Annotated in this window: 20 protein-coding genes and 1 tRNA gene; 16 read left to right on the top strand and 5 right to left on the bottom strand. The window is 70.9% G+C overall.

The annotated features are described in order from the left end of the window. Positions 1-310 precede the first annotated feature (310 nt). Positions 311-883: an RICIN domain-containing protein gene (locus OG709_RS32195; protein WP_329168638.1), complete on the top strand. Its 573-nt coding sequence runs from the start codon at positions 311-313 to the stop codon at positions 881-883. 96 nt (positions 884-979) lie between these two features. On the opposite strand, the gene OG709_RS32190 is transcribed toward OG709_RS32195, so the two are convergent. Further along, the gene (locus tag OG709_RS32190) at positions 980-1666 is read right to left on the bottom strand and encodes a DUF4232 domain-containing protein (RefSeq protein WP_329168637.1); all 687 of its coding nucleotides are present in this window, start codon (positions 1664-1666) and stop codon (positions 980-982) included. A gap of 172 nt (positions 1667-1838) precedes the next feature. Then, positions 1839-2756 (bottom strand): PaaX family transcriptional regulator, encoded by a 918-nt coding sequence (locus tag OG709_RS32185; RefSeq protein WP_250303014.1) that lies wholly within the window; start codon positions 2754-2756, stop codon positions 1839-1841. 153 nt (positions 2757-2909) lie between these two features. On the opposite strand from OG709_RS32185, the gene OG709_RS32180 reads away from it, so the two are divergent. The 5 genes from OG709_RS32180 (at position 2910) to OG709_RS32160 (ending at position 8688) form a co-directional block, all read left to right on the top strand. Beyond that, positions 2910-3812 (top strand): SDR family NAD(P)-dependent oxidoreductase, encoded by a 903-nt coding sequence (locus OG709_RS32180; protein ID WP_329168636.1) that lies wholly within the window; start codon positions 2910-2912, stop codon positions 3810-3812. Positions 3813-3874: 62 nt separating this feature from the next. Further along, positions 3875-4714, top strand: coding sequence for an amidohydrolase family protein (locus OG709_RS32175; RefSeq protein WP_250303149.1), 840 nt, complete (start codon positions 3875-3877; stop codon positions 4712-4714). Positions 4715-4717: 3 nt separating this feature from the next. After that, positions 4718-6238, top strand: coding sequence for an acyl-CoA synthetase (locus OG709_RS32170; RefSeq protein WP_329168635.1), 1521 nt, complete (start codon positions 4718-4720; stop codon positions 6236-6238). Positions 6239-6387: 149 nt separating this feature from the next. Next, positions 6388-6843: a MaoC family dehydratase gene (locus OG709_RS32165; RefSeq protein WP_250303008.1), complete on the top strand. Its 456-nt coding sequence runs from the start codon at positions 6388-6390 to the stop codon at positions 6841-6843. Positions 6844-7053: 210 nt separating this feature from the next. Next, positions 7054-8688 (top strand): amidohydrolase, encoded by a 1635-nt coding sequence (locus tag OG709_RS32160; protein ID WP_326693615.1) that lies wholly within the window; start codon positions 7054-7056, stop codon positions 8686-8688. On the opposite strand, the gene OG709_RS32155 is transcribed toward OG709_RS32160, so the two are convergent. Then, positions 8655-9752 (bottom strand): LacI family DNA-binding transcriptional regulator, encoded by a 1098-nt coding sequence (locus OG709_RS32155; RefSeq protein ID WP_250303004.1) that lies wholly within the window; start codon positions 9750-9752, stop codon positions 8655-8657. The two genes, OG709_RS32160 and OG709_RS32155, sit on opposite strands and share 34 nt — an antisense overlap. 136 nt (positions 9753-9888) lie before the next feature. On the opposite strand from OG709_RS32155, the gene OG709_RS32150 reads away from it, so the two are divergent. The 5 genes from OG709_RS32150 to OG709_RS32130 are packed head-to-tail and all read left to right on the top strand — an operon-like array spanning position 9889 to position 15152. Further along, on the top strand, positions 9889-11520 hold the full coding sequence (locus tag OG709_RS32150) for an ABC transporter substrate-binding protein (RefSeq protein ID WP_329168633.1): 1632 nt from the start codon (positions 9889-9891) through the stop codon (positions 11518-11520). Continuing rightward, positions 11520-12473: an ABC transporter permease gene (locus OG709_RS32145; protein ID WP_250303001.1), complete on the top strand. Its 954-nt coding sequence runs from the start codon at positions 11520-11522 to the stop codon at positions 12471-12473. Before OG709_RS32150 ends, OG709_RS32145 begins: the two co-directional genes overlap by 1 nt. Further along, positions 12470-13357, top strand: a complete 888-nt coding sequence (locus tag OG709_RS32140; RefSeq protein ID WP_250302999.1) for an ABC transporter permease — start codon at positions 12470-12472, stop codon at positions 13355-13357. Before OG709_RS32145 ends, OG709_RS32140 begins: the two co-directional genes overlap by 4 nt. Before the next feature lie 5 nt (positions 13358-13362). Further along, the gene (locus tag OG709_RS32135) at positions 13363-14343 is read left to right on the top strand and encodes an ABC transporter ATP-binding protein (RefSeq protein WP_250302997.1); all 981 of its coding nucleotides are present in this window, start codon (positions 13363-13365) and stop codon (positions 14341-14343) included. After that, the gene (locus OG709_RS32130) at positions 14340-15152 is read left to right on the top strand and encodes an ABC transporter ATP-binding protein (protein ID WP_250302994.1); all 813 of its coding nucleotides are present in this window, start codon (positions 14340-14342) and stop codon (positions 15150-15152) included. The genes OG709_RS32135 and OG709_RS32130 overlap by 4 nt, the downstream gene beginning before the upstream one ends. 62 nt (positions 15153-15214) lie before the next feature. Here OG709_RS32130 and OG709_RS32125 read toward each other — a convergent pair whose 3' ends face one another. Beyond that, on the bottom strand, positions 15215-16609 hold the full coding sequence (locus OG709_RS32125) for an NAD(P)/FAD-dependent oxidoreductase (RefSeq protein WP_250302993.1): 1395 nt from the start codon (positions 16607-16609) through the stop codon (positions 15215-15217). A gap of 226 nt (positions 16610-16835) precedes the next feature. Here OG709_RS32125 and OG709_RS32120 point away from each other — a divergent pair, with 226 nt between their 5' ends. From OG709_RS32120 to OG709_RS32105, 4 genes are all read left to right on the top strand, one after another. Next, on the top strand, positions 16836-17618 hold the full coding sequence (locus OG709_RS32120) for an IclR family transcriptional regulator (protein WP_250302991.1): 783 nt from the start codon (positions 16836-16838) through the stop codon (positions 17616-17618). Between the two features lie 93 nt (positions 17619-17711). After that, positions 17712-18725, top strand: a complete 1014-nt coding sequence (locus OG709_RS32115) for an aromatic ring-hydroxylating dioxygenase subunit alpha (RefSeq protein WP_250302989.1) — start codon at positions 17712-17714, stop codon at positions 18723-18725. Between the two features lie 2 nt (positions 18726-18727). Next, entirely contained in the window at positions 18728-18904 is a 177-nt protein-coding gene (locus OG709_RS32110; RefSeq protein ID WP_266645793.1) for a hypothetical protein, read from the top strand. After that, positions 18901-19830, top strand: a complete 930-nt coding sequence (locus OG709_RS32105) for a PDR/VanB family oxidoreductase (RefSeq protein ID WP_329168628.1) — start codon at positions 18901-18903, stop codon at positions 19828-19830. The genes OG709_RS32110 and OG709_RS32105 overlap by 4 nt, the downstream gene beginning before the upstream one ends. Positions 19831-19941: 111 nt before the next feature. On the opposite strand, the gene OG709_RS32100 is transcribed toward OG709_RS32105, so the two are convergent. Further along, positions 19942-20015: transfer RNA gene (locus tag OG709_RS32100), tRNA-Pro, on the bottom strand. A gap of 127 nt (positions 20016-20142) precedes the next feature. Here OG709_RS32100 and OG709_RS32095 point away from each other — a divergent pair. Then, positions 20143-20829 carry a transketolase gene (locus OG709_RS32095; RefSeq protein ID WP_250302983.1) on the top strand — a complete coding sequence of 229 codons (687 nt, stop codon included), beginning with the start codon at positions 20143-20145 and terminating at the stop codon, positions 20827-20829. The last annotated feature ends 33 nt before the right edge of the window (positions 20830-20862 follow it).

Genomic DNA, 20862 nt, shown 5'->3' with positions numbered 1-20862 from the left:
CGGTTCCCATGGTGGTTCACATCCGACGCGACCGCTCGTCGGACATCAGGACCGGCGATCGCCTGCCGGCGGCAGTGCTGAGCGTGCCGAAGTCGTGGGTGTCCGAGGTCAACGCGAGCGGATCGAAACCTCACGCAGGAGTGACCACGGCGCAGCAGGCGGGGCGTACGGGAGGTCGTCGCGGGGCGGCGGATGCTCCCGCCTGCCGGTCTGCGGCCATTCCGCTGTGGCCCCGACCGGTGTTGGGTTGATCACGGAAATCGGTTCGGCCGGTAGCCCGTCCGTGGCTGCCCGGAACGTGGGAGAAGACATGAAGGCCATGAGCAAGCGCTACGCCATCGGCGCGGCGGCAGCCGCAGCCGTACTCGCCGGTTCGCTGGCATCGGGAGCCGCGTCCCCGGCGTCGGCCGGTACGCCGACGCAGTCGCGCGTGGCCTCGGTCGTCGTCCAGCAGGTCACCCTGCGCCTCGCCAGTGAGCCGGGTCAGGTCGCCAATGTCAGAGGTGCGTCCAAGGAGAATCTCGCGCCGGTGATCCAGTGGCCGTGGTCGGGAGCGGCCAACGAGCGGTGGGAACCCGAAGCCGCGGGCGGCGGCTACTACCGGTTCAAGTCCGTGAGCAGCGGCAAGTGCCTCAACGTGGAGGGCGGCGGCAGCGCGGACGGTGCCAGGGTCATCCAGTACACCTGCGGCAGCGCGGCCAACGAGCTGTGGAAGCTGGTACCCAAGGGCATCGGCTACCAGATCGTGGTCAAGGTCAGCGGCAAGTGCCTCAACGTCCGGGGCGGCACCGGACAGGGCAACAGCCTGATCCAGTACACCTGTGTGGTCGGCGGCGCGCCGAACGACGTCTGGCTGCCGGTCTGGGAGGAGCCCCTCCGCTGACCCGCGCTTCCCCGGTCGGCAGACGTATCGGACCCCCGCGTCGAGCGGGGGTCTGATCACCCGGAGCACGGTCACATCGAAGGGCGCCGGTGGGGACTACTTGTTGCCGTGTACCGGGCCGACCTGCAGGTTCTGGATGGTGGGGCCGACGCACTCCTGCCTGTTCCAGGGGATGTTCGTCGACTCCGTCTGGTTCGGCGGGTAGACGCGCAGGGTCGGCACCGTGGTGAGGTCGCACTCCTCGGTGGTGTAACCGCTCTGGCCGTTGGCCGTCCGGACGTCGGCATAGGCGTGAGCGTTCGGAATCAGCGTGACGATCGGGGTCGCGCCGCCCGTGCGGCTGGCCGCCTTGCCCAGCTGGGTGTTGTGGATCTTGACGAAGGAGACTCCGGGGTATCCGCTCAGGGTGCAGGGGGTCGTGCCGGTGTTCCGGAAGTCCAGCTGGAAGCCGGTCTGTCCGGCGCCGCTGCTGGTGTTCACCACGGTGGTCCTCAGCCGGCTGGTCGCGCAGGCCCCGGGCGACTTCCCCGACGCGGCGGCGGACGTGCTCCTGGTGCCGGACGCCTTGGTCGAGGACGAGGGCGAAGTGCCCTGGCTGTCCGTGGTGTTCGCATTGTTCGTGGGGTCCGTGGTGTGCGTCGAGTCGCTCCCGCTCACCGCGGAGGGCGAGCTCGCGGGCGAGGACGATGACGACGCGTCCGTGGCGCCGCACGCCGTCAGTGCGAGTCCGGCGGTAACGAGCGCGACGGCCGGGAGGCTGCGACGGGCTGTCCTGCTGAGCATGGCTTCCCACTTTCGTACGGAGTGCGCGGCACGGTGCCTACAGCCATCGTGCATCCTGCGGGGGCCGGGGTCAGTAGGCGTTACACGCCAGGGACAAGGCCCGTGCGGCGCCGGAACAATCGTCGCCGGAGAACCACGTCGTCGCAGTCCGGACACCCGCCCACCCGCCGGGTCAGTCGCTGCCGGACCCGCCGGTTGCCGCTTCCTCCGTCCCGGCCTCGCCGGCCGCGGATTCGCCGACCAGGTCGATCCGCTCCAGCATCTCGTCCGCCAGCCGCGACGCACCGGGCTCGTACCGCCGTGCCAGCTCGCGGAAGAGTTCCTCGGCGCGCGCGGCCGGCCAGCCCTCGGGCAGATGTTCCGCGGGCAGATACGGGGCGTCGCGCACCAGTTCCAGCCAGTCGGTGTGCAGCAGGAGCTGACGCGCCATGTCGTCCGCCGCGCCGCCCGGCGGAACGGGGCCGTCCCAGCGTTCGACGAAGGACCGGTAGCCGGCGGCGATGGCGTCCACGTCGAAGGCGGCGTGCAGCAGCGACCCGGCCTCGGTAGGCGGCGCGGCCTCGCCGTGGAAGGCCCTGATGTGCCCCGCCAGCCCGAGTTCCGCCGCCAGCGGGGCGACGTCGACCCGGCGCGGAGCGACCCACAGGCCGCTCTGCACCGGCCCGAATCCGGCCCACACCAGGCGTGAGCGCAGGTCGTGCCGTTCACGGCGCCTGGACTCCGGCAACGAGAAACCGACCAGGGTCCACGTGCCGTCCCACTCCCGGTTGACGGCTCCGTCACGCCAGATGCGCTCCTGCCCGTCGGACAGGACGGTGGCCGCGCGCTCCGTGAGCGAGAAGTACATGCGGCGTCCTCGCCGGTGCCGCTCCAGCAGGCCGCGGCCGACCATGCGCGTCAGTGTCGAGCGGACGGCGTCCTCGCCCACCCGTACCCGGGCGAACGCGTCGATGACGCACGCCGAGGAGAGCGCGATGTCGCGGCCGAGCACATGGATGCCGAAGAAGCTCATCATCAGCGACTGCGGCCTGGCGGGTGCGACGCCCTCGGCCGCGTCCGTCGATTCCTGGGGCGAGTGGGGTCGGGTCACGGGGACAGCGTAGGCGCCGCACCGTTCGCCCGTGCCAGATATTCGGCACTCTGTTGACCACAGTCGAAATTCTGCCTAGCTTTGTGACCGCCGGTCGCCGCTGTGGTCGCCTCTTCCCGCACCCACGCACCGGCCTTCACGAAAGGAAGCAGCATGGATCTCTCCGGCAAGGTCGCCGTAGTCACCGGCAGCGGCCGTGGTCTGGGCCTGGCGTACGCCCGCTCGCTCGCCGCCTCGGGCGCAGCCGTCGTCGTCAACGACGTGGACGAGGAGGCCGCCACAGCGGCCGTGGAACAGATCACCGCCGATGGCGGGCGCGCGGTGGCGGAGGTGGTCCCCGTCGGTTCCACCGAGGCTGCCGAAGCCCTGGTGTCCCGGGCCGTCGACACCTGGGGCCGCCTGGACACGATCGTCACCAACGCGGGCGTCCTGCGCGACAAGGTGTTGTGGAAGATGTCGGACGACGACTTCGACACGGTCGTCCAGGTACATCTGCGGGGCACCTTCACCTGCGTCCGTGCCGCTGTCGAACGGATGCGGGAGCAGGGCGAGGGCGGGCGGGTGATCGTCGCAGGCTCCCCCGCGGGCCAGCGCGGCAACTTCGGGCAGACCAACTACGCGGCAGCCAAAGCGGGAATCGCCGCCATGGTGCGTACCTGGGCACTGGAGCTGGCGCGCGCCGGGATCACCGCCAACGCGGTCATACCGGTCGCCGCCACCGCGATGACGAAGACCATCCCGGCCTTCGCCCCGTACATCGACGCGCTGGAGCTGGAGGGCACCGCGTTCCCCGACAGCCTGCGCAAGGGCGAGGGGTTCGGCACCCCGGAGGACGTGGCCGGTCTCGTCGCCTTTCTCGCCTCGGACGCCTCGGCCGGCATCACCGGACAGTGCATCGGCGTCGGCGGGGACAGACTCGCCCTCTGGTCGCACCCGCAGGAGGTCACCGTGGCCTACGCGGACGGTGGTTGGAGCGCGGACGCGGTCGCGGCGGCCTGGCCGAGCGTGTTCGCCCGGTCCGAGCAGACCTACGGCATCCCGGCGCCGCAGCTGTGACCGGCACCGCGGCCACGAGCACCGCCGGCGGGCCGGACCCGGCCGGGCTCGTCGCCATCGACATGCATGTCCACGCCGAGGTGTCCACGCGGGGCACCACCTCGCTCTCCGCCGAACTGGACAGCGCCGCCGGTGCGTACTTCAAGGCCGAGCACCGTCATCCCACCCTGCCGGAGATCGCCGCGTACTACCGCGAACGGAAGATGGCCTGTGTGGTCTTCACGGTCGACGCCGAGTCGGCCACCGGCACCGCACCGGTACCGAACGAGGAGATCGCCGAAGCGGCCCTGGAACACCCGGACGTGATCATCCCGTTCGCCGGGGTCGATCCGTACAAGGGCAGGGCCGCCGTGCGCCAGATCCGGCGGCTGGTCGCCGATCACGGGGTACGGGGATTCAAGTTCCACCCCAGCATCCAGGCGTTCCACCCCAACGACCGCATGGCGTACCCGCTGTACGAGGCGATAGAGGAGGCCGGTGCGATCGCCGTCTTCCACACCGGGCAGACCGGCATCGGCGCGGGGGCGCCCGGAGGCGGCGGCATCCGGCTGAAATACTCGAACCCGCTGGCCGTCGACGACGTCGCCGCCGACTTCCCCGGAATGCGGATCATCCTGGCCCATCCGTCGTTCCCCTGGCAGGACGAGGCTCTCGCCGTGGCCACGCACAAGCCGGAGGTGTACATCGATCTGTCGGGCTGGTCACCCAAGTACTTCCCGCCGCAGCTCGTGCAGTACGCCAACAGCCTACTGCGGGACAAGGTGCTGTTCGGGTCGGACTACCCGCTGCTCTCCCCCGACCGCTGGCTCGCCGACTTCGCGAAGCTGCCGGTCAAGGACGAGGTACGTCCGAAGATCCTCAAGGAGAACGCAGTCCGGCTGCTCGGCCTGACGGAGGAGTGAGCCATGCGCAACCAGGGGATCGGCTCCTGGACCGCCCGGCGCAGCCGCAAGACCCCGCGCCGCACAGCCGTCGTCCACGAGGGCCGCGCCCTCACGTACGGGGAACTGCACGACCGCTGCACACGGCTGGCCCACGTCCTGCGTGGCGCCGGAGTCGGGCGCGGGGACCGGGTGGCCTTCCTCGGCCCGAACCATCCGGCCTTCCTGGAAACCCTGTTCGCGGTGGGGCAACTCGGGGCGGTCTTCGTACCACTGAACTCCCGTCTCGCCGTGCCCGAACTGGCGCACCAGACAGCCGACTCCGGCAGCCGCGTCCTGGTCCACGCCCACCGGTCGGCCGCCGACGTGGTGGAGCTCGCGGACCGGACCGGTGTCACCACGCTGATCGCGGTGACGGCCGGACCGGGACTCGTGTACGAGGAGACGATCACCGCCGCCCCCGCGGAGGAGATCGATGAGGAGGTGGGACACGAGGAACCCTGCCTGATCATGTACACCTCGGGCACCACGGGCAGGGCGAAGGGCGCCGTCCTGACCCATGGGAACATCACCTGGAACAGCGTCAACGTCCTCGTCGACACCGATCTGTCCGGTGTGGAGGTCGCGCTCGTCAGCGCGCCCCTCTTCCACACGGCGGCCCTCAACATGACGGCCCTGCCCACCCTGCTCAAGGGCGGCACGGTCCTGCTGGAATCCTCCTTCGACCCGGGCCGCACCCTGGAGCTGGTGGAACAGCACCGCGTCAGCTGCCTGTTCGGGGTTCCGACCATGTACGACGCGATGGCCGCGGCACCGGGCTGGGACACCGCCGACCTGTCGAGCCTGCGGACCCTGCTCTGCGGAGGGGCGCCCGTCCCCGCCCGCACCGCGCGCGCCTACCTGGAGCGCGGACTGGCGTTCGTCCAGGGGTACGGAATGACGGAGGCCTCACCCGGGGTACTCGTCCTGGACCGCGCCGATTCCGTCGACCATGCAGGCTCGGCCGGAGTTCCGCACTTCTTCACCGATGTCCGCGTCCGGAACGCGGCGGGCGAGGACACGGCGCCGGGCGAGAAGGGCGAGGTCGTCGTGTCGGGTCCGAACGTCACGCCCGGCTACTGGAATCTTCCGGCGGAGAGCAGCGCGGTCCTCACCGAGGACGGCTGGTTCCGGTCCGGCGACGTGGCACTGGTCGACGCTCACGGCTATGTGCATCTGGTCGACCGTCTCAAGGACATGATCATCTCGGGTGGGGAGAACATCTACCCCGCCGAGACCGAGGACGCGCTTCTCGAACATCCGGACATCGTCGAATGCGCGGTCTTCGGTGTGCCCGACCCCAAGTGGGGCGAGGTGGGCCGGGCCGTCGTCGTCCTCGCGCCGGGCTCCACCGCGACGGAGGCCGAACTCCTCGCCCATCTGAACGGCCGGCTGGCCCGCTACAAGATCCCCCGGACCTTTCACCTCCTGCACGGCACGCCGTTGCCGCGCAACGCCACCGGAAAGCTGCTCAAGGGCGTCATCCGGTCCGAATTCGGCGGCTGACCGCCCCACGCGCCGCCTGCCTGCCTCGCGCAGCCCGCCCAGCCCAGCCTGCCTGCCTGCCCCGCCCCGCCCCGCCCCGCCCCGCCCTCATCGACAGAATCCCACCGCCCCGCCATCGGCAGAATCCCCCTCAGCACCAGGAGTACCGCATGTCCCTCACCGTCAACGGAACAGACGAGATCAAGGCCCAGGCCGGAGCCGATCTCGGCCACAGCGGATGGCTGGAGATCCTCCAGCCGCGCGTGGACACCTTCGCGGACGCCACCGGCGACCACCAGTGGATCCACACCGACGTCGAGCGCGCCAAGGACGGCCCGTTCGGCGGGACCATCGCCCACGGCTACCTCACGCTCTCGCTCCTGATCCCTCTGTGGAGCGAACTGCTGCAAGTCGAGGGCGTCTCGATGGCCGTCAACTACGGCCTGAACAAGGTCCGTTTCCCCTCTCCCGTGCGGGTCGGCTCGAAGGTCCGCGCACACGGCAGGATCGTGTCCGTGGACGAGGTCAAGGGCGGGGTCGAGGTCGTCGTCGACCTGACCGTGGAGATCGAGGGCTCGGCGAAGCCCGCCTGCGTCGCCCAGGCGGTGTACAGGTTCTACGCCTGAGCCGAAGGGCGGGTCCGGGAGGGGGACCCACCACGGCCCCCTCCCGAGCACGTTCCCCCGCCGTCGCGCTCCGGCGGCCGTGCCACCGACGACGTACAGGTCCCGCACGTTCCACGCCGGACCCCTTACGACAACGCCATTGACATGTAAGCGGGCAACTCGGTTGCATGACCGTTCGAAACATCCCTCCCTCTCGCCCCGGAGCGCTTCATGGCCGAGCCCGATCTGATCTTCACGCATGGCCCCGTCCACACCGGCGATGCCGCGCGCACCCGGGCCAGCAGCCTGGCCGTCACCGGCGAGCGCATCACCGCCGTCGGCCATGACGAGGTGCGCGATCTGATCGGACCGGGCACCGAAGTCGTCGACCTCCAGGGCAAGTTGCTGCTTCCGGGGTTCCAGGACTCGCACATCCACGCCGTGTCCGGCGGGATGGAAATGGCCGAGTGCGACCTGACCGGCACCGTGGGCGTCGAGGACTACCTCACCCGCATACGCGCCTACGGCGACGCACACCCCGACCGCCCGTGGATCACGGGTGGCGGCTGGTCCATGGAGAGCTTCGACGGCGGACTGCCCACCCGGCAGCTCCTCGACTCCGTGGTCCCGGACCGCCCCGTCCTGCTGAGCAACCGCGATCACCACGGCGCCTGGGCGAACACCCGGGCGCTCGAACTGGCCGGTCTCACACGGGAGTCCGCCGATCCCGCGGACGGTCGGATCGAACGGGAGCCGGACGGCACCCCGAGCGGGATGCTGCAGGAGGGCGCCACCGCCCTGGTCTCCCGGATCGTGCCGCCGAGCACACCGCAGGACCGGCTCGCCGGCCTGCTGCGGTCCCAGGAAATGCTGCACTCCCTCGGCATCACCGGCTGGCAGGACGCCCTACTGGGCTCGTTCAACGGCAACTCCGACCCGTCCGACGCCTATCTGACGGCCGCCCGTGCGGGCACGCTCACCGCCCGGGTGTCCGGGGCTCTGTGGTGGGACCGTGAGCGGGGAGCCGAGCAGATCCCCGAACTTCTTTCCCGGCGTGAGCAGTTGAGCCACGGGCGGTTCCGGGCCCGTGCGGTGAAGATCATGCAGGACGGCATCGCCGAGAACTTCACGGCGGCCATGAACACCCCCTACCTCGACGGCTGCGGGTGCGCCACCGCCAACTCGGGTCTGAGCTTCGTCGACCCCGTCGCCCTGCGCTCGTACGTCACCGAACTCGACGCCCACGACTTCCAGGTCCACTTCCACGCCCTCGGCGACCGTGCGGTGCGCGAGGCCCTGGACGCGGTCCAGGCGGCCGTCGAGGCCCATGGGCGACGAGGCAACCGTCACCATCTCGCCCACCTCCAGGTGGTCCACCCCGACGACCTGGACCGCTTCGCACGCCTCGGCGCCATCGCGAACATCCAGCCGCTCTGGGCCGCGCACGAACCTCAGATGGACGAGCTCACGATCCCGTTCCTCGGCCCCGAACGAGCCTCCTGGCAGTACCCGTTCGGGTCCCTCCTGCGCGCCGGAGCCACCCTGGCAGCGGGCAGCGACTGGCCCGTCAGCAGCCCCGATCCGATCGCCGGAATCCACGTGGCGGTGAACCGGATGGAGCCCGAGGCCACCGACGGGCGGGTCTTCCTGCCGGAGCAGCGCCTCGACCTCGCCACCGCGGTCGCCGCCTACACCGCCGGCTCGGCGCACGTGAACGGGCTCGACGACACCGGAAGCCTGCTCCCCGGCCACCTGGCCGACCTGGTGGTGCTGGACCGCGACATCTTCACCCGGCCCCCGGAGGAGATCGCCGAGGCCCAGGTCCTGCGCACCTACGTCGGCGGCACGCTGGTGCACTCCGCCTGAGGAGACGCGGCGACCGTCCGGGACGGCCGCCGCGAGGACTCCCGGACCAGCAGGCGGGTCGCCACGAGCCGGCCTGAAGGCGCTTCATCGCCGTTCTCCAGGGCGGCGACGAGGAGTTCGATCCCGGCCTCGGCGATCTCCCGGGGCTGAAGGCTCAGCGTCGAGATCGGAGGTTCCGTGTGCTCGGCCGTGTCGTCCTCGCTCACACACACCACGAGAAGGTCACCGGGTACGTCGTAGCCGTGGCGGCGCGCCGCGTCCAGGACGAGCGGCGGGCTCACCTCCTCCACCACGAAGAGGGCGTCGGGCCGCTCGGCGGCCGTCAGCGCACTCTCCACCGCCCGGACGGCCGGGCCGTTTCCGGCGTCGTCGGTGACGGTCACCCGGGGCGTGCAGCCACGCGCGGCACACCAGTCCCGGTAGGCGGTCAGCACCTCCCGGTGGAAGCGGGTGGTACTGCCGGACATCACGAGCGCTGTCCGCCGCGCGCCCTGCGCCGCCAGATGCTCCAGGGTGCCGTGGACCGCCTCCTCGGCGTCGACGTCCACCCAGTGGGCTCCCGGTCTGCCGTCCACCGAGCCGTCGCTGACGACGGGGATACGGGCGGCAAGCAGATCGTCCACCACCCGGTGGTCGACCGGATCGGCAACCACCACCGCTTCGAGAGGCAGGTCGGCCCACTCGCTGTGCAGCGATCCCGCGGGCAGCATCACCAGGGCGTATCCGTGTCTGAGTGCGGAAGCCGCCGTGGCGCTGGTCAGCTGGGCGAAGTACGGCGATTCCAGATACGTCCACGGGCGCCAGGCGAACTCCCCCACGACGTAACCGATCAACCGGGCCCGCCCCGCACGCAGTTGCCGGGCGGTCGCGTTGGGCCGGTACCCCATCCTGCGCGCGGTCTCCCTGGCCTTCTCCCGGACGGCCGGCGAGAGCCGTCCGGTGCCGTTGAGGGCCGCCGAGACGGTGGTTTTGGAGAGGCCCGCCTCGCGGGCCACATCAACGAGACGGACACGGGGCGGGGCGGTCCGTGAAGTGCTGGCGCCGCGTTGGGGAGTTGAAGTCATGCGCTGATGCTGCCACCCCCGCGACCTCAGCAAAACCGTTCCCGCAAAGCCTTGCGCGGGAACGTTCCCGCATCAATACTCACCCCATCCCTCAGCGCCCGTCACTACACCCGTAAAGGGGTGGGTCTTCTTGCGCATGTCCAGAACCACCGCGCTGCTCGCCTGTTCCGCCGTCATCGCGGCCGCCGCCGGCTGCTCCGGCGCGACGACGTCGCGGAACGGCGGCAGTGCCGCCCCCGCCTACACCGTCACGCCGAACTCCCCGGCGGCGAAGGGGTCTCTCGACTCCTTCACCTGGTCGCTGTACGCCGAGCCGTACACGCTCGACTACGCCCTCGCCTACGACTACCCGCCGAACACCGTGCTCGCCAACGTGTGTGAGCAGTTGCTCCGGGTCACCCCCGACATGAAGATCGCACCCGGGCTGGCCGTGAAGTACACGAACCCGGACCCGAAGACCTGGGTGTACACCCTGCGGCCGGGTGTGAAGTTCCACGACGGTTCGACCATGACGGCGGACGACGTGGTCGCCTCCCTCAAACGCCAGATGAATCCGGCCACCGGCTCCCCGTGGGGCTCCACCTTCAAGAACGTCTCCTCCATCAGGAAGAGCGGTCCCCTGGAGGTGACGATCCGGCTCAGCAAGCCCGACGTGCTCCTCAACGAACTCATGGCCGCGTCCCCCGGCACCATCGAGAGCGCCGCCTACCTGGCCAAGGCCGGGAAGGCATACGGCGGTCCCAAGGGAGGCGTCGACTGCACCGGCCCCTACAAGCTCGACCACTGGGCGCAGGGCGACAGCATCACCCTGAAGAAGAACAACGCCTACTGGGACCGGTCGCTGACTCCCAAGACCGGCACCGTGAAGTTCACCTTCACCGAGGACCCGTCCGCCCGCACCAACGCCTTCCTGTCCGGCACGGCCGACGGCGGCTACCTGGTGCCCTCCTCCGCCTTCAACCAGCTGCGCACCAGCTCGAAGGGCAAGTTGTACTTCGGGCCCAACACGGGGGCCTCCGATCTCGCCGTGCTCAACCTCAAGGGCACGCTCGGCAACCTCAAGGTCCGCCAGGCGCTCTCCATGGCCATCGACCGCAAGAACATCATCAAAGCTGCCGCCGGCGGCATCGGCGTTCCCTCGAAGGCACCCGCCGCGCGCGGCGCCTGGGCGCTGACGCCCAAGAAGAAGGCCGACGAGTACTTCAAGCAACTTCCCGAGCCCGTGTACGACGTGGCCGCCGCGAAGAAGCTGATCACCGAGGCCGGTGCCACCGGTCACAAGGTCACCGTCGTCACCAGCTCGATGACCCCGGAGATCAGTGTCGTGGCCAATGCCGTCCAGGCGGCGGGCAAGCAGATCGGCCTCGACGTCCGGCTGAAGGCCGTTGCCCCGGACGCGTACACCAGCATCTTCGTCGACCCCGGCGCCCGTAAGGGACTGGACCTCGTCATCACCAACGGGTACGACAACACGCCCGACCCGCTGGAGTTCTACCAGTACCTGCGCACCGGCGACTTCGGCAACTACGGCAACTGGTCCAACGCCGAGTTCGACGCCCTCTTCGACAAGGCGAACGCCGAGCCCGACCCGGCGCGCCGCGCGGAGCTGACCGCCGAACTCCAGCGCATCACCGTGCGCGAGCTGCCGATCATCCCGCTGTACGAAGCGCCTTACTCGGTCTTCCTCGGCAACCGGATATCGGGGGCGGCAACCGGGATCGCCCAGCTGTACTACCCGTGGGCCGCAACGATCGGGGCCGCGCAGTAATGACGCGTTATCTGATGAGCCGCCTGCTCGGCCTGGTGGCGGTGCTGCTCGTCACCTCGTTCATCGTGTTCGGCACGGTGCATCTCGCGCCGGGCGACCCGGTGTCCTTCCTGCTCCACGGCCGCCCCGCGACCCCGGAGGCGGTGGCGGCGCTGCGCACGCAGTACCACCTGGACGACCCGCTGCCCGTCCAGTACGCGAAGTGGCTCGGCGGCGTCCTGCAGGGCGACTTCGGCCGCTCCACCCAGTTCCACCAGGACGTCGGCTCCCTCATCGTCTCCCGTCTGCCGGGCACCGCGCTGCTCGTCGGGTACTCGGCGCTGCTGGTCGCCGTCCTCGGGGTGGCGGGCGGCATCATGGCCGCCCTGCGCCCCGGGGCGGTGGACCGCACCGTGCTGCTCGGTACCGGCGTCGCCACGGCCACGCCCTCGTTCGTCAGCGCCATCGCGCTCGTGTCGCTCTTCTCCGTCCAACTGGGCTGGTTTCCCGGGCCCGGTGGCACACCCGAGGGCATCGGTGACCGCCTCTACCATCTGACGCTGCCCGCCTTCGCCCTGGCGATCACCTTCGCCGGGCTGCTGGCCCGGGTCACCCGGTCGGCCATGCTCGACGAACTCGGGCGTGAGCACGTCGAAGTGGCGCGCGCCCGAGGTGTCGCGGGAGGCGCCGTGGTCCGCCGGCACGTGCTGCGCAACGCACTGGGTCCCATCGTCACCGTCGGCGGCACCATGGTCGCCGGCCTGCTGATCAGCACGTCGATCGTCGAAACCGCGTTCAACGTCTCCGGTATCGGCTCCCTGCTGGTGCAGGCGGTGACCGCCAAGGACTTCGCCGTCGTGCAGGCGATCACCCTGCTCAGCGTGGCGGCGTTCGTCATTGTCAACCTGATCGTCGACCTGCTCGTGCCGGTCATCGATCCCCGGCTGTCCCTCGACGGGGAGGCTTCCCGATGACCACCGCCGTATCTCCCGCGCCGCCCTCCCCCGATGCGCTGCGGCGCCGCCGGGGTCTGCGCGGCCTGCGGGTTCTCAGCCAGGGCCCCTTGTTCACCGCGGGTGTCGCCGTACTCGTGGTGCTCGTCCTGATCGCCCTGCTCGCCCCTGTGCTGGCGCCGTACGACCCGGACGCGCTCGACCTGTCGGCGAGCCTGACGGGCACCAGCGGTGCCCATCTCCTCGGTACCGACCAGTCGGGCCGGGACATCCTGTCGAGGCTCATCCACGGCGCGCGGACCGGTCTGCTCGGACCGCTCCTCGTGGTCGCCGTCTCGACCGTCCTGGGCATGCTCATCGGTCTGGTCGCCGCCTGGCGCGGGGGCTGGGTCGACTCCCTGCTGTCCCGGTCGATGGATCTGGCCTTCGCGATCCCCGGACTGCTGCTGGCCATCCTCCTGGTGGCCGTCCTCGGTGCGGGCATGACCGCACCCGTGATCGCCATGGCCGTGGCGTACACCCCGTACGTCGGGCGCCTCGTCCGGGGTATCGCCCGCCAGGAGAAGGCCCGCGCCTACATCGAGTCGTACCGCGTGCAGGGCTGGTCGGGCTGGACGATCTGCCTGCGTCATCTGCTGCCGAACATCGCGCCGACCGTGCTCGCGCAGTCCGCGATGAACTTCGGCTACGTACTGATGGACCTGGCCGCGCTGTCCTTCCTCGGGTTCGGGGTGCAGCCGCCCAAGTCCGACTGGGGAGCCATGATCAACGAAGGCCAGTCGGCGATCCTGCAGGGGGCGATGCTCCCCGCGCTCGCGCCGTCCGCGTGCATCGTGCTCGCCGTGGTCGCCTTCGGCATCGTCGGCGAAGGTATCGCCGACCGAATCGCGAAGCGGGAACGGTGAGCGCCATGACCGAGTACGAAACCCCCGCGCTGGAGATCGACGGGCTCGGCGTCCGCCTGTCCGGTGGGCAGGCGGCCCGTCCCATCCTCGACGGCGTCTCCCTGCGGGTCGGCGCAGGCGAGACGGTCGGCCTGGTCGGCGAGTCCGGTTCGGGCAAGTCGGTCGCGTGCCGGAGTGTGCTCGGGCTGCTGCCGGCCGGGGCGCGCACGAGTGGGGAGGTGAGGGTGGCGGGCCGCGACGTGCTGACCATGAAGCGCGCCGAACTGGCCGAACTGCGCTCCGGGCAGGTCTCGATGATCTTCCAGGACCCCCGGGCGTCGGTGAACCCGCTGCGCCGCGTGGGCGACTTCCTCACCGAGGGGCTGCGCGGTGCGGGCACGCCCGCCGCCGTGGCCGAGAGCCGGGCCGAGGAGCTCCTCGACGCGGTGGGCATCCGCGATCCACGGGGCGCGCTGCGCCGCTACCCGCACCAGTTCTCCGGTGGGATGCTCCAGCGCGTGGTCATCGCGGCGGCTCTCGCGGGCGAGCCGGCGCTGCTGGTCGCCGACGAGCCGACCACGGCCCTCGATGTCACCACCCAGGCGGAGATCATCGCGATCCTCACGCGCCTCCAGGCCGCACGCGGCACCGGGATGCTCTTCGTCACGCACGACCTCGAACTGGCCTCGGCGATCTGCGACCGCGTGTACGTCATGTACGCGGGCCGGATCGTCGAGACCAGCGGCACCGACGCGCTGTTCGACCGTCCACGCCACCCGTACACCGCGGGGCTCCTCGCCTGCACACCCCGCATCGAGGCCGGAGCCGGCGCCCCACGCCCCATCCCGGGCAGGCCCGTCTCCCTCGCCGAGGCCCCACCGGGGTGCGCCTTCGCGGCGCGCTGCGCCCATGCGCAGCCGCGCTGTTCCGAGGAGACACCCGAACTTGCGCACCACGGCGACGGACTCGCCGCGTGCCACCGCGCCGACGAAGGGATCAGACTGTGAGCGGGGCGACCGAGGAACTCGTCGTGCGGGGGCTGCGCAAACGGTACGGGGACCACACAGCGGTGGACGACGTGTCCTTCACGCTGCCGCCCGGGTCCTCGCTCGGCATCGTCGGTGAATCCGGCAGCGGAAAGACCACGACGGTACGGATGCTCGTCGGTCTGGAGCGCCCCGACGGCGGCACCGTCCACATCGGCGGACGCGACCGCTCGGCACCCGCCCGGGGCAGGGCCGAACGGCTCGCCCGCGCACGCGAGATACAGATGGTCTTCCAGGATCCGTACCTGTCCCTCGACCCCCGGGTGCCCGTCGGCCGGTGCGTCGAGGAGGTGCTGCGCCTCCACTTCCCGATGGAGGCGACGGCCCGGGGGGAGCGCGTCGCCGAACTCCTCGACCAGGTGGGGCTCGGGGAACGGGAGGCAGCCGCCCTGCCCGGCAAGCTGTCCGGCGGGCAGCGCCAGCGCGTGGCCATCGCCCGCGCGCTGGCCGCCGAACCGCGCGTCCTCGTCCTCGACGAGGCCGTGGCGGCCCTGGACGTGTCCATTCAGGCGCAGGTCCTCGAACTGCTGGGCACCATCCGGCGCGAGGTCGGCATCGGCTTCCTCTTCGTCACGCACGACCTCGCCGTCGTCCGGCACATCACCGACGAACTGATGGTCCTCAGGGAGGGGCAGGTGGTGGAGGCGGGCCGTACGGCCGAGATCCTCGGCACGCCTCGCCACCCGTACACCCGCCTGCTGCTCGACTCCGTCCCGCGACGCGGCTGGAACCCCGCCGACGCCGCGGACGCCCGCCGCGCCCTCGGCTGACCCCGGCCGGTCCGGGCCCCGTGCCCGGCCGGCCGGCGAAGAACTCGCCGGCCGGCCGGGTATCAGCTTCCGAACCCGAGGCCGAGCCTGTCGAGGCTCTTGAGCCAGAGGTTGCGGCGCCCGCGGTTCTCGTCCGCGCGGGCGAGCGACCACCTCGTGGCCTGGATCCCCGCCCATCGGACCGGCTCCGGCGGGAAGGGGAGGGGCTTGCGCCGCACCATTTCCAGCCGGGTCCGCTCGGTGCTCCCACCGTCCAGGAGGTCGAGCATCACCTCGGCACCGAAGCGGGTCGCGCCCACGCCGAGGCCGGTGAATCCGGCCGCATAGGCGACCCGGCCCCGGAAGCTGGTGTCGAAGAACGCACAGAACCGGCTGCACGTGTCGATCGCGCCGCCCCAGGCGTGGCTGAAGCGCACCCCTTCCAGCTGGGGAAAGGTCCGGAAGAAGTGCCGGGCCAGGGTGGCGAAGGTCTCCGGCCGCTGGTCGTGCTCGGCACGCACCTGCCCCCGGTAGTGGTACACGGTGTCGTAACCGCCCCACAGGATGCGGTTGTCGGTGGAGAGCCGCACGTAGTGGAACTGATTGGCGGAGTCGGAGAGCCCCTGCCGGTGGTGCCAGCCGACCGAGGCGAGTTGTTCCTCGGTCAGCGGCTCCGTCATCAGCGCGTAGTCGTACACGGGGACGGTGTAGGGGCGGTGCCGCTTGATCAGCGAGGGGAAGACGTTGGTCGCGAGGGCGACCCGGTTGGCCAGGATGCGTCCGTACGGCGTCCGGACCGCGATCCTCGGGCCGTCCTCCGCGATGGCCGTTGCCCGGGTGTGCTCGTGGATGCGCACGCCGAGGTCCAGACAGGCCTGCTTGAGACCCCATGCGAGACGTGCGGGGTTCAGCATCGCCGTGCCGTCCTCGTCCCAGATCCCGCCCAGGAAGGTCGGTGAGTTGATCTCGGCCCGGACCTGGTCGGCGTCGAGCACCGTGTACCCGGAGCCGTAGCGGGCGGCGAGCGCGGCGAGTTCGTTCAGGTCGTCGATCTGGTACGGCTCGGTCGCCACGGTGAGGGAACCGGTGCGTTCCCAGTCGCAGTCGATGCCGTACTTCTTGATCGTGTCCTCCATCGCCCGGAGGTTCTCGATACCGAGCCGTTCCAGCTCGGCGAGCTCACCGGGCCAGCGGTCGAAGCCGTTGCCCAGACCGTGGGTGAGGCTGGATTCGCAGAATCCGCCGTTGCGCCCGGATGCGGCCCAGCCGATCTCCTCGCCCTCGATGAGAACGACGTCACAGGAGGGATCGCGCTCCTTGGCGATCAGCGCGGTCCACAGGCCGCTGTAGCCGCCCCCCACCACGAGCAGATCGCAGCGGACGTCGGCGACCAGTGCGGGTGTGGCCTGTGCCCGGCCCGGGTCGTCCAGCCAGAACGGGGTGGGGCTGACGTCCCGGAGAGCGTGGACGGGATCCATGAGGACTCCTCGGATGGTGCGAAGTGCGGCTGGGCCTATGGCTTCGGCCATCAGACTCCAGCCGCCGAATTGATGTCAACGGTGTTGACATAAGCTCCGCGGCGCCTCGTCGCAGAGGGGCCCGGGGCCCCGGGACACGGCCGGGACCTGCCGTGATCCGTCCTGTCCGCGACCCCGCGGCACCTGCGGCGGAAACGCCCCGGCCCGGACCGGGCATCCTGGTCCCATGTCCGGCTCTCCCCCCGCCCGTTCGGCGGCCGACCGCCTGCTCGACGTGCTCGGCGCGTTCGAGCAGGCGCATCCCGCGCTGACGCTGACTCAGATCGCCCGGCGCGCCGACCTTCCCCTGCCCACCGCACACCGGCTGGTCGGGGCGCTCGCCGACTGGGGCGCGCTCGAACGCACCGAGGACGGCCGCTACCACGTGGGCCTGCGGCTGTGGGAGGTCGCCGCGCTGGCCCCGCGCGGAGTGGGACTGCGGCAGGCGGCGATGCCGTTCCTGGAGGACCTGTACGAGACCACCCACGAGAACGTGCAACTCGCCGTGCGCGACGGCCTGGAGGTCGTCTACACCGAGCGCATCTCCGGCCGTTCCGCCGTCGGCGTCCGCAGCCGGGTCGGCGCCCGCTGGCCGCTGCACGCCACTGGCGTCGGACTGGTCCTGCTCGCCTACGGAGATGCCGCGCTCCAGGACCGCTACTGCGCCGGGAGACTTGCCGCATTCACTCCCTTCACCGTCACGGCCCCCGCCCAGTTGCGCCGCGTGCTGGCCGAAGTACGCCACAGCGGCAGCGTGGTGAGTGACCGTCAGGTCACGGACGACGCCCTTTCGGTGGCCGCGCCGGTGCGCGGTCCGCGCGGGGAGGTGGTCGCGGCCGTCTCGGTCGTGGTCCCGGTCGCGGGCGCGCAGACACCTGCGCTGGTCCCTGCCGTCCGGGTGGCCGGCCTGGGCATCTCCCGGGCCCTGGGCTGGCAACCCGTACCCGGCCGAGCCGGGACTTCCGCCTGACGGAAGTCCCGTTGTCCGGGGTCGCAGCCAGTCAGGAACCTGTTCTCCACGCGGAGCACCGGCGCTCCGCCGTACAGGGACGGGATTCCTGCCATGCCCACGCACACCGCCTTCGTCCGCAACCAGTGGTACGTCGCCGCCTGGTCCTCCGAGGTCGGCCGCGACCTGCTGGGCCGCACCGTCCTGGGCGAGCCGATCGCGCTGTACCGCACCGAGGAGGGCGAGGCCGTCGCCCTCGCCGACCGCTGCGTGCACCGCCGCTTCCCGCTCTCCGAGAGCCGCCTCGACGGCGACAAGGTGGTCTGCGGCTACCACGGCTTCACCTACGACACCACGGGCACCTGCGTCTACGTCCCCGGCCAGAAGCGCATCCCCCGTACCGCGCGGGTGAGTTCCTACCCGGTGGCCGAGCTCGACTCCTTCGTCTGGGTCTGGATCGGCGACCCCGGGCAGGCCGACCCCGGCACGATTCCGCGCGCCCCGCACCTGGTCGAGGAGGGCTGGACCACCGTCAGCGGCATGGAGCCCATCGACGGGGACTACGGCCTGCTGGTCGACAACCTGATGGACCTCTCCCACGAGACCTATCTGCACGGCGGCTACATCGGCACGCCCGAGGTCGCCGAGACCCCCATCACCACCGAGGTCGACCAGGAAGCAGGGGTGGTCCGCGTCTCCCGGCACATGCCCGACGCCGAGTGCCCGCCCTTCTACGCCCGGTCGACCGGCATCGAGGGACGCATCCAGCGGCTGCAGGACATCGAGTACTTCGCGCCCTGCCTCTACCTGCTGCACAGCCGGATCAGCCCCGCGTGGCAGGACACTCCCCTGTTCCGTACCGAGATCACCTACGCGATCACCCCCTCGGCGCCCGGCAAGGTCTACGACTTCTGGGCCGTCTCGCGGAACTTCGCCGTCGAGGACGAGGAAGTCACCGCATTCCTGCGGGAGTTCAACCACACCGTGGTCATGCAGGACGTGGACGCGCTCAACCTGCTGCAGCGCTCCCTGGACACGGAACCCGCGGGCTACCAGGAGCTGAGCATCAACATCGACACGGGCGCCCTGGCCGCACGGCGGATCCTGGCCGGGCTGGCCGCGGAGTGAGCGTGCGGCGCCCGTCCCCGAGTTCCGCCGTCTTCCGCATCCGCTGGCTCCCCGGGACCGACGTGCTGCTCGGCGCCTGCCACTGCGGCGCGGAGCACGAGTCCCAGGATCCTGTCGAGATGTGGGACTGGATGCTCGCCCACCCGGACCACCCCACCCCCAAGGACACCCCCCGTTGAACGACACCATCGACCTGATCGTCGCCGACCGCCGCGAGGAGGCGGTAGGCGTGATCTCCCTGACGTTGCGCCGGGCCGACGGCGGCGCCCTGCCCGGCTGGCAGCCCGGCGCGCATGTGGACCTGCTGCTGGCCGAGGGACTGGAGCGGCAGTACTCCCTGTGCGGCTCGCCCGACAGCGCGCAGTGGCGGATCGCCGTCCTGCACAAGGCGGACGGCCGCGGCGGATCGGACTTCGTCCACATCTCCCTCCACCCCGGCGCCCGGGTGCGGGCGCGGGGCCCGCGCAACCACTTCCCGCTGGAACCGGCGCCGCGCCACCGCTTCGTCGCCGGCGGGATCGGCATCACGCCGATCCTCCCGATGCTCGCCGCAGCCTCGTCCTCGTCCTCGGACTGGTCACTGCTGTACGGCGGGCGCTCACGCGCCTCCATGGCCTTCGCCGAGGAGGTGACCGCGCACCACCCCGCCGACCGCGTCACTCTTGCCACCGGCCACCTCGACCTCGACACCCACCTGGCCGGCCTCCAGCCCGGCGAACTCGTCTACGCCTGCGGCCCGGCGTCATTGCTGGAGGCGGTCGAGTCCCGCGTCCCGGCTTCCGCGCTGCGCCTCGAACGCTTCACGCCGGCGACTCCGGGCAGCTCCGGCGACTCCGAGTTCGAGGTCGAACTCGCCCGGTCCGGCCTTCTGCTGACCGTCCCGGCGGACCGGAGCATCCTGCAGACCGTCCAGCGGGCGGGCGTCACCGTCCTCTACTCCTGCACCGAGGGCACCTGCGGCACCTGCGAGACCGACCTTCTCTCGGGCGAGGCCGACCACCGCGACACCGTCCTCACCGAGGAGGAGCGCGCCGCCGACGAAACGTTGATGATCTGTGTCTCCCGCTGCCGTACCCCAGGTGGCCGGCTGACCCTGGACCTCTGACCCCTCCGAGCTGCCGCGGGGAGCCCCTCGGCCCGCAACCGGCAGCACACACAGTGAAGGGGCCGCTTCGGAATCCTCCGAAACGGCCCCTTCACCTACGACTCTTCCGAGTCGGGACGACAGGATTTGAACCTGCGACCCCTTGACCCCCAGTCAAGTGCGCTACCAAGCTGCGCCACGTCCCGTTGCCCGCCTGACCAGGAAGCTTCCCTGGCTGAACGCGCATCGAAACAATACCGCACTCGGGCAGGTGGTCACGAATCCTTTCCCCCGCTTGACCTCAAGCGCACTTGATGTCGGATCGTCGACCGCATGACCACAGACATGGCGCCGGACCTCGACCGGCTGATGACCCTGATGACGGGTGACGAGAAGCACGGCCCCGCGGCGACCTCGACACTGGACGTACTCCGGGTGCTCTACGACCGGGTGCTGCGGGTGACACCGCAGACGTCCGACGCCGCCGACCGGGACCGGTTCCTGCTGTCGAAGGGGCACGGCCCGATGGCGTACTACGCGGTCCTCGCCGCGAAGGGCTTCTTCCCCGAGGACCTGCTGGCGGGCTTCGGCTCGTACGATTCGCCTCTCGGCCACCATCCGGACCGGCTGCTCGTGCCCGGCGCCGAGATCGGCAGCGGGTCGCTGGGGCACGGCCTGCCGCTGGGGGTCGGAACCGTGCTCGGGCTGCGCGCGCAGCGGCTGACCCGGCCGCGGGTCTGGGTGCTGATCGGCGACGCCGAGCTGGACGAGGGGTCCGTGCACGAGGCCATCGCCTACGCCGGGCCGGCGGGTCTCGAACAGCTGCACACCGTGGTGATCGACAACGCCTCCGCGCGCTACGGCAGGCCGGGCGGGATCGCGGCGCGCTTCGAGGCGGCCGAGTGGTCGGTCCGCTCGGTCGACGGGCGGGACCACGAGGAGCTGTACGCGGCCTTCACCGCCCCGCATCCGGGCAGGCCGCACGCCGTGGTCGCCCGGGTCGAGCCGAAGAACCCCTGAGCAAGCCGAGAAGCCCGGCATCCGAGAAGCGAA

The sequence above is a fragment of the Streptomyces sp. NBC_01267 genome (assembly GCF_036241575.1).
Lineage (GTDB): Bacteria > Actinomycetota > Actinomycetes > Streptomycetales > Streptomycetaceae > Streptomyces.
This window is presented reverse-complemented; position numbering and strand designations above follow the sequence as displayed.